Genomic DNA, 13867 nt, shown 5'->3' with positions numbered 1-13867 from the left:
GAGAGTAGCTGACGTTACGTCAGAATTGAACGTCGGAGCAGGAGTAGAAGGCCATCGGGGTGTCGTTGACCGTCCAGACCGCGAGGATCATGTGGCGACCCGACTTGCCGCTCGGCATGGCCCCCTGGTGGACGGTGGTCATGGAGGGCCGGGCGCCGTTGTAGGCGACGGTGAGGAAGGGCTGGGGGTCGAGAGACGCGCGGGTGAGGGGCTTGGTGGGGTCCCAGCCGTTCTTGGTGACGTAGTACTTGAAGTCGGTGGTCGAGTGGTTGGCGGTGAACTGCCACCGGAAGGAGTAGCCCTGTCCGCTGGTCACACGGGTGGTGGGCCAGGTGCCGCCACGCTGGTCGTCGAGCTCGGAGAACTGGGCGTTGCCGCCGGCGCATATCTTGCCGTCGGCGGGGCCGGCGGCCGGGAAGCCCTTGAAGCCCTCGACGCTCTGCGGCTCCCACTGGATGGCGCCGCAGTTGGACACGGTCCTGTTGGCACAGAGCTTCTGGCGGCTGATGGCGGTGTCGGTGTAGCCGTGGCTGCTCGCGCTGGGGGCACTGAGCAGGGTGATCCCGGCAACGAGGCCGAGGCCGAGCGCGGCGGCGCCGGCCCGTCCGGGCATGCGGAAGTGACGCATGATGCTCCTTGAACGTGGGGGGAGTTCGGCGAGAGCGTGCGCACGCGTGGGGATGAAGTGATGGGCCCTGGATCGCCGTACGGATTTCAGGTCTAGACCAACTCCCAGATTATTGACGAGAGTTGTCCATGTCCATACCAAAGGGGGAACGGGTGGTCCGGTCCAACCGGCCACCCGTTCCCCACCGCTGCGGAACCCGCTATTCCGACCGGCCCGTGTAGAAGGCGACCGTGAGGTCCTTCACGAGGGCCTTGCGCTCGTAGTCGTCCAGCTCGACGATCCCGCGCGAGGTCAGCCGGTGGACGGTGTCGTCCACCGCGTCCACGACCGAGGTCAGCACGGTGTCGCGGTGCTTGGCGTCGATCGCCGCGACCCGGCGGCGACGCATCGCCTCGGCGACCTCGGGGGCGTACTCGATCCTCGTCGGCTGGGCCGAGAAGACCTCGACGCCCACGGCCTCGGTCTCCGCCGCCAGCATCCGGGTCAGCGCGTCGCCGACGGCCTCGGCGTCGCGCAGGGTCGGGGCGGCCTCGTGGAAGGCGTCGGCCGGGAGCTGGGACAGGACGCGGGCCATGGCCGACTCGACCTGTTCGGCGAGGTACTCGGTGTGGTCGGCGACGGCGAGCGTGGCGCGGGCCGTGTCCTTGACCTGCCAGACGACGTGGACGACGACCTGGAGGGCGAGACCGCTCGAGTCCACGGCGGGCATCGGGTCGCTGCGCCAGTGGCGCAGCCGCACGTCGACCCGGCGGCGCAGCAGCAGCGGACTGACCCAGGTCAGACCGGTGCGCCGGACCGTGCCCCGGTAGCGGCCGAAGAGGGTGAGCACCCAGGCGTGGCCGGTCCGGGCGCGGCCGAGGCCGCCGAGCGCCAGGAGCGCGACGATGCCGAGGAAGGCGAGCGGCGGCCAGTGGGTGGCGCGCAGCCCCTCGTAGGCGCGGGGGGCCGCGCCGAACGCCGCCACCAGGGACGCCGGGACGACCCCGGCCCGCCAGAGCACGGCGACGCAGCCGGCGAGGGCCAGGCCGCCGACGGCCACGCCGATCCAGCCGGGCAGCACCGGTCCGCGGTGCTCCCGGAGCCGGTCGTCGCCCCGGGGGACGCGGCGGCCGGGGGCGGGGCGCACCGACGCCGACGCCGAGCCGGGCGCGGGCCGGGTCCGGGCGGCCCGGTCCGGGTCCGCGGCGGGGGGTCGGGGGCCGGCGCGGAACGGCAGGTGGAGCGGTACCTCGGTGACCGCCGTGCCGCGGATCGGCGCGGTGGGGGGAACGAGGAGCAGGTCCTGGGTGTCGTCCTCTTCCCGCTCCATCCCCCGGGCCACAGCCCGGGCGACGATCTCGGCCACCCCGGGCCCGGGCACGCCGGCGTGCGGGGTGCGGGGGTCGGCGGCGTGCGGCTCCGGGTCGGCGGCGGTGCCGGGCTCCGGGTCGGCGGCCGCTTCGGTGACCGGGTCGGTGGCCGCCTCGGTGACCGGGGCGGCGCCGTCGTGCGGCGGCTCGGGCTCCGGGTTCGGGTGTGGGTACGGCTCCGGGTGCGGGTCGGGGTCCGGGTACGGGGCCGCCGGCGGCTCCCCCTCGGGCTCGGTCCGCACGCGGGCGGCGGGGACCGGGGCCTCGGCGGAGACCCGGGCCTCGGCGGGGCGGGCGTCCTGCTCCGCAGCACCGCCGCGCGGACCCGTGAGCACCGCGCCCGGGGGCTCGTACGGCGGCGCGGACGCGGGCTCCGGTTCCTCGGCGGCCGGGGTCGAGCGGGTGTGCGGCAGGGCGGAGACGGCCCCCGCCCGGCGGGCCGGGGCCTCCTGGCGTGCGGGACCGCCCTCCGGGGCGGCCTCGGCGGGCCCGAACGGCGACACCGGCCCGGGCTCGCGCACCGCCGCGGCCTCCGCCGGGCGGGAGTGCGACACCTCCCCGGCGTCCGGCGCCGGCGGCCAGGGCCAGGGCTCCACCGGGCGGGCGGGCGGCGCGGCCGCCGGGGCCTGCTCCCCCGCCGACGGGGCGGCTGCGAGGACGGCATCGGCCCGCGCCGCCGGTACGGCTTCCGCCGGGCTCGGAACCGGCACCGGCACCGGTTCGGGACGTCCGTACGGCGCCACCGGACCCTGCGGCTCGGCCGGCGGGCCGTCGACCCGGGCGGCGGGAACCGCCTCGACCGGAGCCGAGGCCGGAACCGGAACCGCGACCGGCGCGGATACGGACACGGACACGGGGACGGAAACCCGGACCGGGACCGGAACCGGCGCCCGAGTCGGGGCCCGGAACGGCTCCGGAGCCGGCACCTGAGCCGCGACCGGAACCGGGACCGGAGCCGGCGCCTGCACCGCCACCGGGACCGAGACCGGAGCCTGGAACGGCTCCGGAGCCGGCACCTGAGCCGCGACCGGAACCGGGACCGGAGTCGGGGCCGCGACCGGAACCGGAACCGGCGCAGGTGCCGCGTACGGCGCGGAACCCGTGTGGGGCGCCGCCGGGGAGGCCACGGTCCAGGCCGTCGGGGCCATCGGCGCCGGGGTCATCGGCGCCGGGGTCATCGGTACGGCCGGGGCCGTCGGTGCCATCGGAGCGGCCGGTCCCGCCGGGGCTTCGGCGAGAAGGGCCGGGCGGACCGGCCGGGCGGCCACCGGGGGGATCCGGAAGGTGCCCGTGGTCGAAGTGGTGCGCGTGGGGTACATCGTTGCCTCCGTCATGCGAACAGCCGGCGCCAGGTTTCCGGGCCCGGGTAACCGTTGGCCGCGGCGCCGCGCCAGCCCTGCGCGCGCTGGAACGCCTCGACGTTGCGGCGGTCGGCCTCGCCCCAGCGGGGTCCGGGGCCGGAGGTGTAGTGCTTGCCGAAGCCCTTCTTCACCAGCTGGCGGCCCAGCGCCGCCACGGCCTCGTGGGACACGCCCGGGCGGAACACCGCCGCGCCCGGGTAGGCCCGTACGCCGCCGGGGCCCGGCGAGCCCGTAGCCGACGGCGGGATGTCCTTGCCCTGGTGCTCGACCAGCAGGCGCCAGGTCTGCGCGCCCGGCAGGCCGTCCGCCTCGGTGCCCGTCCAGCCCTGGGCGCGCTGGAAGGCCTGGGTGGCCAGCCGGTCGGCGTCGGTATAGGTGCGGCTCGGGCCCTTCGGGTAGAAGCGGGCGCCGCGCTCGACCAGCATCCGGCCCAGGTGCTCGACGTACTCGTTCGAGGCGCCCGGCCCGAACTTCGCCGCCCCCGGGAAGGCCGTCGGGACCGTCGGCTTCGGTCCGGCGGCCGGGGCCTCCGGCGTGATCCCGCCGGTGATGCCGTTGTACCGGTACGGCAGGTACTTGGTGGAATTGGTCCAGTAGCCGTAGGGCGTCGTCTGTTTCCGCGTCGTCGGCTTCGTCTGCTCGTACGCGATGTAGTGCGTCCGGGTCTGGTCCGCCCAGCCGCCGAAGAGGACCACGTGGGAGCCCTTGTTGGGGTCCGCCGGGTTGTGGAAGAGCAGCATGTCCCCCGGGAGCAGCTCGTCCTTGGTGATCTTCGTGGCGAAGGTGTCGAGGCTGCCGGTCCACTCGTTCGTGCCGAGGTTCCAGGCCATGGAGACGTAGCCCGAGCAGTCCTGCCGGTACCCGTCCGTCCAGTACTCGGTCATGCTGTACGGCACCTTCGCGTCCAGCCACAGCTTCGCGCGGTTGATGATCGTCGCCCGGTCGATCCGCTTCACCGCGCCGGGGGCCGTCGGGGCGGCCGGGGTGCCGGGCTTGCCGCCCTTCGGCCCGTGCAGCGGGGCCCGGCCGCCCTGCGGGGAGCCGGGCGGGTCCTCGTCCGCGGTCACCGCGCCGGCGGCCGGTGCGGCCGCCGCCGCCGCGGCCGCACCTCCGCCGCCGAGGACCACGCCCGCGGCGGTGGCCAGGACGAGCGCGCGGCGCGCGCCGCGCGCCGCGGGGTGCCCCCCGTCCCGGAGCGGTATGGCCCGCGCACGGGCGAGGGAGCGACGGCGCTGGGCGCAGCCCTGGCACGCGCAGTCGCCCGCTGGCTCGTACTCCTGGAAAACGGGCATCGACATCGGCCCATGCGGCGTCGGAGGCTGCATCGTCATGCGGTTCCGTCCACTCCCCTGCTCGTCCACTGGTCGGACCGTGCCGTATCTGGCGGGGCATCAGATGTGGCACGACCAAGACATATCGTGCACGATGAACCACCCAAACATGGGTTAATCGGACAAGGCGGGCGTGGCTGGTCATGAGCACCAGCGGGAGTGGGGTAGAGTTTTCCCTGTCACCAAGCGCCGCTAGCTCAGTTGGTTAGAGCAGCTGACTCTTAATCAGCGGGTCCGGGGTTCGAGTCCCTGGCGGCGCACAGACGACAAGAAGGCCCCCACGCGAGTGGGGGCCTTCTTCGTGTCGTGCCGCGGGCGCGCGGGAGCCCTACGCCGCCGTTCCCGGGCGGACGCCCGCACCCGTCAGGTAGGCGGAGACCACCACGTTGGCCGTGTACTCCTTGGACGCCTTGTCGTACGAACCGCCGCAGGTGACCAGCCGCAGTTCCGCCCGGCCCGCGACCCGCTGGCCGTACGCCTTGTGCGGGTCGAAGCCCGCCCGCTCGTAGACCCGTACGTCCTCGATCGTGAACTCGGCCACCGACCCGTCGGCCCGCACCACCCGTACCTTCTCGCCCGGCTGCGCCGAGCTCAGGCCGAAGAACACCGCAGGCTTCGACTTGGTGTCCACGTGCCCCACCATCAGTGCCGTCCCGGCGGCACCCGGCTGGGTGCCCGCGCCCCACCAGCCCACCGTGCCCGGGCTGCCGTACGGGGGCGGCTCGATCGCACCGTCCTTGTCCAGGCCCCGGGAGATCACCGGGGCCTGGACGCCTATGGAGGGCACGTCGACCCGTTCGGGCGAGGACCCCGGCAGCGGGGCGTGCGCGGCCGGCATGCCCGGACCCACCTTCCCGCCGCCCTGGCCGGCGAGGGGCGAGGGTATCCCGGTCAGCTGGCGGCCCCACAGCCACAGGCCGAGGACCAGTACGGACCAGGCGACGAAGGTCAGCAGCCGGCTGCCGGCGGTCGCCCCGGCCTTGCTCACTCGCCGCTTCGGCGGCGGCGCAGGGTCAGCGCGCGTCCGGCAACGGCCAGCGTGGCCACGGCGGCGAGCACGGCGCCGATCACCGTGTGCGGCACCCCCGGGCCACCGCTCTCCTGCTCCTTGGCCGCGGCGGCGAGCCGGGACGTCTCCGCGAGCTCGGCGGACATGCCGCCGCCTCCCGCGTGGACCGGCCAGACCGGCGAGGGGTGGTGGGTCGGGCGGTGGTGGTGGTGGGCGATCTCAATGGAGCCGCGGACCTTGTCGTGCCCGTCGCAGGTCACCCGGATGGAGTGCCAGCCGGGCGAGGCGTGCGAGCTGATCATCGCCTCGCCGTAGAGCGGGCTGCGGCCGCTGTCGCGGCCGTACAGGTCGGCGTCCGCCACGAAGACGGCGGACTTGGCCGCCCCCCGGGTGCCGTCACAGCCCTGGACGCGCAGCTTGACCTGCGATCCGGGGTGGGCCGGGTTCGGATCGACCGAGATGCTCTCGCGGCCGCCGCGTTCCTCCTCGCCCGCGAGGGCGGTGGGCGCGGTCACCGCGGCGAACGCCGTCAGGGCGACGGCCACACCGGTGACACGGAGTGCGATGGAAATGCTGCGCATGGTGAACCTCCTCAACAAGGAGATTCACGCGCGGCGCGCCGCCCCGCATCCGGAGCGGCGCCGTACGTGTCAGCCGTACGCGCTACACGAGGTCGATCAGGTCGGCGATCGAGTCGACCGTCTTGGTCGGGCGGTAGGGGAACTTCTCGGTGTCGGCGACCGAGGTCAGGCCGGTGAGGACGAGGAAGGTCTGCATGCCCGCCTCCAGTCCGGCCAGGACGTCGGTGTCCATCCGGTCGCCGATCATCGCGCTGCTCTCGGAGTGCGCGCCGATGGCGTTCAGCCCGGTCCGCATCATCAGCGGGTTGGGCTTGCCGGCGAAGTACGGCTTCTTGCCGGTCGCCTTGGTGATCAGCGCGGCGACGGCGCCGGTCGCCGGGAGCGGGCCCTCGGCGGAGGGGCCGGTCTCGTCGGGGTTCGTGCAGATGAAGCGGGCGCCCGCGTTGATCAGGCGGACCGCCTTCGTCATCGCCTCGAAGCTGTAGGTGCGGGTCTCGCCCAGGACCACGTAGTCGGGCTCGTGGTCGGTCAGGATGTAGCCGATGTCGTGCAGGGCGGTGGTCAGGCCGGCCTCGCCGATGACGTACGCCGTGCCGCCCGGACGCTGGTCGTCGAGGAACTTCGCGGTGGCCAGCGCCGAGGTCCAGATGTTCTCGACGGGGACGTCGAGGCCCATGCGGCTCAGGCGGGCCTGCAGGTCGCGGGGGGTGTAGATGGAGTTGTTGGTCAGCACCAGGAAGGGCTTGCCGGAATCGCGCAGCCGCTTGATGAAGGCGTCGGCACCGGGGATCGGCGTGCCCTCGTGGATGAGGACCCCGTCCATGTCGGTCAGCCAGGATTCGATCGGCTTGCGCTCTGCCACGGGACTGTTCTCCGCTCTGCGGGGCCTCTGACCTCGGGGGCCTCTGATCTTTACCACCCTATCCGGGCCGGGCCGCGGACGCGGAGGGCGTCCACGGCCCGGACAGGCGGGCCCGGACAGCGGGCCCCGCAAGGAGCCGGCCGGGTCGGTCGGCGGACCGGACCGGCCGGCGTCCCCGGTCAGCCGAGGCGGACGTCGTCGACGGTCCAGTACCAGTTGTTGTTGCCGCTGTAGCGGAAGCGGACCTGGACGTCGGTGGCACCGGCCGGGACCTGGAGGGCGATCGACTCGGCCTTCGCGACCGCGTCGGCGGTGTAGCTCTTCACGACGGCCGGGGCGCCGCCGTTGTAGGACACCAGGACCTGGGCGGTCTGCCCGGCCTCCTGGCGGTAGTGGGTCTGGAAGGACAGGGTCCGGGTGGAGCCGCCCGCGACCGGCCACTTGGGGGTGACCAGCGTGGAGTCGAAGGTGCCGGTGTGGCTCTTGTCGTCCCACTCGTCGGAGTCGGCGACGGCGAAGACGTCACGGGAGCGGACGTTCAGCTCGCGCCACTGGTCGCGCTGCGACTGGCTCCAGAACTCGTCGGTGGCGAAGGTCCAGCCGGCCCATTCGGTGACGCCGCCGGTGCCCATCTTCGAGTTGTCCACGGACCAGCCCGCCGGCGGGGTGCGGGTGAAACCCTTGGTGCCGGCCGGGATCCCGGTCTCGTCCACGCGGGCCTGGAGGGCCGGGCGCAGGGTGTCGAAGGGGTCGCTGTCGGGGGCGTTCAGCGGGACGCCGTCGAGGCCGGCGGCGCTGACGCCGACGTGGGCGAGGGCGGTCGCGGCGACGTCGACCAGGCGCACGTCCTCCCGTACCGAACCGGCCGGGATGCCCGCGCCGCGGGCGATGACGAAGGTGCCGCGCTCGGCGATGCTGGAGCCGCCGTGGCCGCCGCCGTTGGTGTGGCCGTGGTCGGTGGTGACCAGGACCTTCCAGTTCTCCTGGGCGTACGTCGGACGGTTCTGGACTGCGGTCAGCAGCTTGCCGATCAGCACGTCGACCCGGGCGACCGCGTTCAGGTACTCCTGGCTCGCGGCGCCGGAGGTGTGGCCGGCGTGGTCGATCTCGCCGAGGTAGACGAAGGCCGCGTCGGGGTTCTGGTCCCGCAGTTCGGTGGCGGCCGCGGCGGCGATCTTCGGGTCCTCGCTGCCGTAGCCGTCGCGGTCGCCCTTGAGGGAGAGGCGCTTGTCGACCTTGGCCGAGAAGATCGGTCCGTTCTGGTCGGTGGAGGTGATCGGCTCCCAGTCGGCGGCCGCGTACGTGCTGAGCGCCGGCCTGGCGTCCTCGATGCGGGTCAGGAAGTCCGGGTGGGCCGTGTAGTTCTTGCCGGTGAAGGAGTTGTCCTTCACGCCGTGCTTGTCGGGCCACACGCCGGTGGCGATGGTGGACCAGCCGGGGCCCGAGGAGGTGGCCGCCATCGGGTTGGCGTAGAGGGTGCTGCGGGCGGTCAGGCCCTGGGCCATCAGACCGTTCAGGTGGGGCGCGTTGGCCACCTTGACGCGGTCGAGGACCGCGCCGTCGATGCCGATGACGAGGACCTTGTCGGTGGTGGCCGCCGACTCCCCGGCGGTGGCGGCGGTGGTGCCGAGGGCGGTGGCGAGCAGGGCGGCGGCGGTGGCCGCCACGGCGAGGGTGCGTCCGGGCAGGACAGCAGTGGTCACGTACTCCTCCGGGAGCAATCGTGGGGAAGGCGCGGCAGGGCGGGGCGCGGGCGTGCGGGTGGGGCGGGGACACTGCGTGCGCCGGGCCCGGACCGGGGGTGCGGTCCTCGGTCCAGACCCGTTATCTCGGTGTCACGGCGGGGCCGTGTCGGTGCAAGCGTCACTCTCGCGGCCGTGGGGTGGCCAGGAAGTAACCGGTCAGCTTCCGGTTGCCGACTTCCACGCGTCCACGTATCCGGTGAGGTTCTTGTCGATGTCGGCCCAGTCCGGCTCGAAGACCTCGACGCCCGCCAGGATCCTGGTGAGTTCGACGGCGTTGGCGTCGGTCGGCCGGACGTCGGCGCGGGCCGGGAAGCCGCCGCCGACCTCGCTGACCAGCTTCTGGGACTCCTCCGTCAGGAGGTGGTCGAGGAGCTTCTTGCCGTTCTCCGTGTGCGGGGCCTCGGCGACGAGACCGGCCGCGTACGGGAGGGCGAAGGTGGTGGGCCTGCCGCCTTCGCGGGCCGGGAACCAGATGCCCAGGTTCGGCATGGACTTGGACTGCGCGAAGTTCATCTGGACGTCGCCGTTGGCCACGAGCAGCTCGCCCTTGTCGGTCTTCGGCGCGAGCTTGCTGGTGGAGGAGGACGGGCCGACGTTGTTGGCCTGGAGCTTCTTCAGGTACTCCATCGCCGGCTCCTTGCCGCCGAAGTCGTGCATCGACTTGATGAGGACTGCGGTGCCGTCGCCCGCGACGCCCGGGGTGGAGTACTGGAGCTTGCCCTTGAACTCGGGGTCGAGCAGCTCCTCCCAGGTCTTGGGGGCCTCGGCGAGCTCCTTCTTGTTGTAGACGAAGCCGAAGTAGTTGTTGACGACCGAGGTCCACGTGCCGGCGGCGGCCTTGTCCGCGCCGTTGACCTTGTCGGAGCCCTGCGGCGCGTACGCCTGGAGCAGGCCCTTGCCGTCGGCCTGCTGGATGAAGGGGGGCAGGGTGATCAGTACGTCGGCCTGGGTGTTGGTCTTCTCGCGGACGGCGCGCTGGACCATCTCGCCCGAGCCGCCCTCGACGTACTTGACCTCGATGCCGGTCTTCTTGGTGAAGTCGGCGAAGACCTTGTCGTACCAGCCGTCGCCCTTCTCGCTCTTGAGGCCGTCGGCGCTGTAGACGGTGACGACCTTCTCGCCGCCGCCGGAGTCGGCGGAGGAGGAGGCGCCGCCGCAGGCGGTGAGGGTGGCGGTCAGGGCGAGGCCGGCTGAGGCGGCGACGGTACGGAGCAGGAGCTTACTGGGCGGGAGCGTGCTGGGAAGGAGCGTGCTGGGCATGGAACTTCCTTACGGGAAAAGGGAGTCGGCAGAGGTTCAGCAGGGGCAGCGGTGCAGGGGTGGGGGCGCTCGGGCCGGGTCGGGCGGGGATGGGACGTGGCCGGGCGCCGGGCCGGGTCAGCGGTACGCGGCCCGGGTGCGGATACGGGAGACGGCCAGCAGGACCGTCAGGGTCGCGGCCATCAGGACCACGGCGACGGCGGACCCGCTGAACAGCGCGCCCCGGTCGGTGGCGGTGAAGACGCGGACGGGCAGGGGCATCCAGTCCGGTGGGTAGAGCATCATCGTCGCGCTCAGCTCCCCCATCGACAGGGCGAAGCAGAGCCCGGCGGCCGCGGTGAGGGACGGCAGCAGCAGGGGCAGCCTGATCCGCCACAGCACGTACGCGGGACCGGCGCCGAGGGAGGCCGCGGCCTGTTCGTACGCGGGGTCGAGCCGGACGATCGCGGCGGAGACGGACTGGTACGCGAAGGCGGTGACGAGGACGGTGTGCGCCAGGACCACGATGGAGCCGGTGCCGTTGAGCAGCAGCGGCGGCCGGCTGAACGCGACGAGCACGGCCAGGCCGACCACCACGGACGGCACGGCGACGGGCAGCACGAACAGCGCGTCGAGCACCCGCTTCCCGCGCCGCCCGAGCGCGGCGGCGGCGAGCGCGGCCCAGGTGCCGAGGGTCAGGGCGAGCAGGCTGGCCGTCACGGCGGTGACCAGGGACGTGGTCAGGGCCTGGAGGGATTCGCCGCGGACGGCGGCGGCGTAGTTCCCGGTGGTCGGACCGGAGGGGAAGGCGCCGGACCAGTGGGTGGCGAAGGAGGCCCCGACCACGACGAGCAGCGGCAGGGCGAAGAGGGGGAGGAAGAGGGCGGCGAAGAGGCCCCAGGCGGCCCAGCGGCCGGTCCGGCTATGCACCAGCACGCTTGCTCACCATCCGGTAGAGGCCGAACAGGCCGACGGAGATCGCGATGTTGACGACGGCGACCACGCAGGCGGCCTGGTAGTCGGATTCGAGGATCGCCTTGCCGTAGACGAGCATCGGCAGCGTCGTGACGCCCTTGGCGCCGGTGAACAGGACGATCCCGAACTCGTTGAGGCACAGGACGAGGACGAGGCTGCCGCCGGCGGCGAGTGCCGGGAGGGCCTCGGGCAGGATCACCCGGCGGACGATGCGGGCCGGGCGGGCGCCGAGTCCGGCGGCGACTTCGAGCTGTGCGGTGTCCAGTTGGGAGAAGGCGGCGAGCAGGGGGCGCATGACGAAGGGCGTGAAGTACGTGATCTCGGCGAGGAGGACGCCCCAGGGCGTGGCGAGGAAGCGGAAGGGCCCCTCGGCGGTGCCGGTGAGGTCGGTCCAGACGCCGTTGGCCATGCCCACGCTGCCGTAGATGAAGAGCAGGGCGAGGGTGATGAGGAAGGAGGGGAAGGAGAGGAAGACGTCGATGAACTTCGCGACGGCGCGGGCCCCGGGGAACGGTACGAAGGCGATGACCAGCGCGAGCGCGAAGCCGAGGACGAGACAGCCGGCGGTGGCGCCGACGGCCAGCCAGACGGTGGTCCAGAGGGCCTCCCGGAACGCGGTGGAGGCGAAGACGGAGCCGTAGGCGTCGAAGGCGCCGCCGCCCTCGGGGGTGAGGGACTGCTGGACGACCAGGCCGAGGGGGTAGAGGAAGACGAGCGCGAGCACGGCCACGGGCGGCAGGGCCCACACCCCGCGCGGCAGCCGCCGGCCCGGCCGCGGGGCGGCGCCGGCCGGGGTCCCGCCCTCCGGGGCCGCGCGGCCCGGCCGGGCCGCCGCGGGGGCGGGGACCTCGGCTCCGAGGCGGGCGGCGCCGCGCTCGGGGTGGGCGGGGGCGGGGTGGGCCGGGGCGGGATGGGCCGGGGCGGGATGGGCGAGGGCGGGGGCGGGACGCGAGGCGTCAGGCATGTGACACACCCGCCGCCAGCAGCACCGCGTCCCGCGGCTCGAAGTGCAGGGTGACCCGGTCGCCGAGGGCGGGGGTCTCGCGCAGTTCGGGGAGGTCCGCCTTGACGCGGTGGCCGTGGACGTCGACGTACAACCGGTGTGTGGAGCCCCGCCACTGGACCTCGGCGATGGTGCCGCTGAGGGGGTTGGGGCCGTCGCCGAGGCCGAGCAGGTGCGGCCGTACGCACAGGGTGGCGTGCGATCCGGGCACCGCGCGGCCGCGGTCGAGCTCCAGCGGGCGGCCCTCGAAGACCGCTCCGGTGTCCGCGACGGTGACCGGGAGCAGGTTGGCGTTGCCGACGAACGAGGCGGTGAACTCGGTGCGCGGGGACCGGTACAGCTCCTGCGGGGTGCCGCAGTCCCGGAGCCGGGCCCGGTCCATGACCGCGATCCGGTCGGCCAGCGTGAGCGCCTCCACCTGGTCGTGCGTGACGTACAGGAGGGACACCTCCGGCAACTCCCGGTGAAGCCGGGCCAGTTCGGCGAGCATTCCGGACCGCAGCTGCGCGTCGAGCGCGGACAGCGGCTCGTCGAGCAGAAGCACCCCGGGGCGGATCGCGAGGGCGCGCGCGATCGCCACGCGCTGCTGCTGGCCGCCGGAGAGCTCGCGGGGGTAGCGCTTGGCGTAGGCGGCCATGCCGGTCAGGTCCAGGGCTTCGGCGACCCGGCCGGGTATCTCCGCGCGGGGCGTCTTGCGGGCCTTGAGGCCGAAGGCCACGTTCGCCTCCACCCGCATGTGCGGGAAGAGCGCGTACTGCTGGACCACCATGCCGATGCCCCGTTGGTGCGGCGGGAGCGCGGTGACGTCCCGGCCGCCGATCAGAACCCGGCCCGCGGCGGGCCGTACGAACCCGGCGACCGCGCGCAGGGCCGTGGTCTTGCCGGAGCCGGAGGGGCCGAGCAGGGCCATGACCTCGCCGGGCTCGACGGTCAGGTCGAGGGAGTCCAGGACGGTGGTGCCGTCGTAGGCGACGGTCACCCCCTCGAACCGGATGCCGCTCACGCCGGCTCCGCGCGGCGGGCGGGGCGGGCGGGGCGGGCAGCGGCGAGGACCGCGGGGAGCTCCGCGACGGAGCCGAGGACGTGGGTCGCGCCGTGCTCGGCGAGGGCGGCGCGGTCGTGGGCACCGGTGAGGACGCCGGCCACGAGCCCGGCACCGGCGCGGCTGCCGCTGAGCATGTCGTACGCGGTGTCGCCCGCGACCACGACGTCGCGTACGTCGGCCACGGCGCCGGTCCGCAGGAACGCGGCCAGCACCATGTCCGGGTACGGGCGGCCGCGGCCGCCCGCGTCGGCCGGGCAGAGGGTGAGGTCGGCGAGGTCGCGCCAGCCGAGGGCGTCGAGGATGGCGTCCTGGGTGACGCGGGCGAAGCCGGTCGTCAGGACGACGGTGCGGCCGTCGGCGCGGAGCTCCTCGATGGCTTCCCGGGCGCCGGGGAGCGGGGCGACGAGTCCGCCGTCGACGAGGTCCCCGTACGCCTCCTCGAAGGCGGCGTTCGCGCGCTGTGCGCGCTCCTCGCTGCCGAAGAGGTGGCGGAAGACGGAGATCTTCGACTCGCCCATGGTGTCGCGGACGTAGCGGAGCTTCTCCTCGTGGTCGGGGGCGCCCGGTGCGACGCCGAGGCGTTCGGCAGCGCGCTCGAAGGCGCGCTCGACCAGGCCCCCGTCGGCGACGGTGGTGCCGGCCATGTCGAGGACGACCAGCTTGCGGGAGTCGGCGTTGGGAGCGGCGTTGGCGTTGGCGTTGGTGTTGGTGTTGGTGTTGGTGTTGGTGTCGGTCATGT

Annotated in this window: 12 protein-coding genes and 1 tRNA gene; 1 reads left to right on the top strand and 12 read right to left on the bottom strand. The window is 73.7% G+C overall.

What is annotated here, in order from left to right:
• Positions 1–19: 19 nt before the first annotated feature.
• From ACFWTC_RS06565 to ACFWTC_RS06555, 3 genes are all read right to left on the bottom strand, one after another.
• The gene (locus ACFWTC_RS06565; protein ID WP_383920655.1) at positions 20–613 is read right to left on the bottom strand and encodes a lytic polysaccharide monooxygenase; all 594 of its coding nucleotides are present in this window, start codon (positions 611–613) and stop codon (positions 20–22) included.
• Positions 614–827: 214 nt separating this feature from the next.
• Complete coding sequence (locus ACFWTC_RS06560; protein WP_384074081.1) at positions 828–2825, bottom strand: SPFH domain-containing protein; 1998 nt, start codon at positions 2823–2825, stop codon at positions 828–830.
• 482 nt (positions 2826–3307) lie between these two features.
• Complete coding sequence (locus ACFWTC_RS06555) at positions 3308–4636, bottom strand: peptidoglycan-binding protein (protein WP_384027989.1); 1329 nt, start codon at positions 4634–4636, stop codon at positions 3308–3310.
• A 219-nt stretch (positions 4637–4855) separates the two neighbouring features.
• On the opposite strand from ACFWTC_RS06555, the gene ACFWTC_RS06550 reads away from it, so the two are divergent.
• A tRNA-Lys gene (locus ACFWTC_RS06550) sits at positions 4856–4929 on the top strand.
• A gap of 68 nt (positions 4930–4997) precedes the next feature.
• Here ACFWTC_RS06550 and ACFWTC_RS06545 read toward each other — a convergent pair.
• From ACFWTC_RS06545 to ACFWTC_RS06505, 9 genes are all read right to left on the bottom strand, one after another.
• On the bottom strand, positions 4998–5657 hold the full coding sequence (locus ACFWTC_RS06545; RefSeq protein ID WP_384027990.1) for a class F sortase: 660 nt from the start codon (positions 5655–5657) through the stop codon (positions 4998–5000).
• Positions 5654–6259 (bottom strand): hypothetical protein, encoded by a 606-nt coding sequence (locus tag ACFWTC_RS06540; protein WP_383920529.1) that lies wholly within the window; start codon positions 6257–6259, stop codon positions 5654–5656. Before ACFWTC_RS06540 ends, ACFWTC_RS06545 begins: the two co-directional genes overlap by 4 nt.
• 82 nt (positions 6260–6341) lie before the next feature.
• Positions 6342–7121: an HAD-IIA family hydrolase gene (locus ACFWTC_RS06535; protein WP_383920532.1), complete on the bottom strand. Its 780-nt coding sequence runs from the start codon at positions 7119–7121 to the stop codon at positions 6342–6344.
• A 179-nt stretch (positions 7122–7300) separates the two neighbouring features.
• Complete coding sequence (locus ACFWTC_RS06530) at positions 7301–8824, bottom strand: alkaline phosphatase family protein (protein WP_384027991.1); 1524 nt, start codon at positions 8822–8824, stop codon at positions 7301–7303.
• A gap of 198 nt (positions 8825–9022) precedes the next feature.
• A complete protein-coding gene (locus tag ACFWTC_RS06525; RefSeq protein ID WP_384027992.1) occupies positions 9023–10126 on the bottom strand; it encodes a 2-aminoethylphosphonate ABC transporter substrate-binding protein in 1104 nt (367 codons plus the stop codon).
• A 117-nt stretch (positions 10127–10243) separates the two neighbouring features.
• Complete coding sequence (locus ACFWTC_RS06520) at positions 10244–11041, bottom strand: ABC transporter permease (RefSeq protein ID WP_383920541.1); 798 nt, start codon at positions 11039–11041, stop codon at positions 10244–10246.
• Positions 11028–12044 (bottom strand): 2-aminoethylphosphonate ABC transporter permease subunit, encoded by a 1017-nt coding sequence (locus tag ACFWTC_RS06515; RefSeq protein WP_383920544.1) that lies wholly within the window; start codon positions 12042–12044, stop codon positions 11028–11030. Before ACFWTC_RS06515 ends, ACFWTC_RS06520 begins: the two co-directional genes overlap by 14 nt.
• On the bottom strand, positions 12037–13086 hold the full coding sequence (locus ACFWTC_RS06510) for an ABC transporter ATP-binding protein (protein ID WP_384027993.1): 1050 nt from the start codon (positions 13084–13086) through the stop codon (positions 12037–12039). Before ACFWTC_RS06510 ends, ACFWTC_RS06515 begins: the two co-directional genes overlap by 8 nt.
• Complete coding sequence (locus ACFWTC_RS06505) at positions 13083–13865, bottom strand: phosphonatase-like hydrolase (RefSeq protein WP_384027994.1); 783 nt, start codon at positions 13863–13865, stop codon at positions 13083–13085. Before ACFWTC_RS06505 ends, ACFWTC_RS06510 begins: the two co-directional genes overlap by 4 nt.
• Positions 13866–13867 lie beyond the last annotated feature (2 nt).

Origin of the sequence: Streptomyces sp. NPDC058619 (assembly GCF_042717785.1) — a bacterium.
GTDB lineage: Bacteria > Actinomycetota > Actinomycetes > Streptomycetales > Streptomycetaceae > Streptomyces.
The sequence above is the reverse complement of the archived record's forward strand: the minus strand, read 5'-3'. Positions and strand labels throughout refer to the sequence as shown.

Excerpts from the sequence above, each read along its gene's own strand:
- ACFWTC_RS06565 (WP_383920655.1), bottom strand. The coding sequence starts at position 613 with ATGCCCGGACGGGCCGGCGCCGCCGCGCTCGGCCTCGGCCTCGTTGCC.
- ACFWTC_RS06555 (WP_384027989.1), bottom strand. The coding sequence starts at position 4,636 with ATGTCGATGCCCGTTTTCCAGGAGTACGAGCCAGCGGGCGACTGCGCG.
- ACFWTC_RS06540 (WP_383920529.1), bottom strand. The coding sequence starts at position 6,259 with ATGCGCAGCATTTCCATCGCACTCCGTGTCACCGGTGTGGCCGTCGCC.
- ACFWTC_RS06525 (WP_384027992.1), bottom strand. The coding sequence starts at position 10,126 with ATGCCCAGCACGCTCCTTCCCAGCACGCTCCCGCCCAGTAAGCTCCTG.
- ACFWTC_RS06515 (WP_383920544.1), bottom strand. The coding sequence starts at position 12,044 with ATGCCTGACGCCTCGCGTCCCGCCCCCGCCCTCGCCCATCCCGCCCCG.
- ACFWTC_RS06505 (WP_384027994.1), bottom strand. The coding sequence starts at position 13,865 with ATGACCGACACCAACACCAACACCAACACCAACACCAACGCCAACGCC.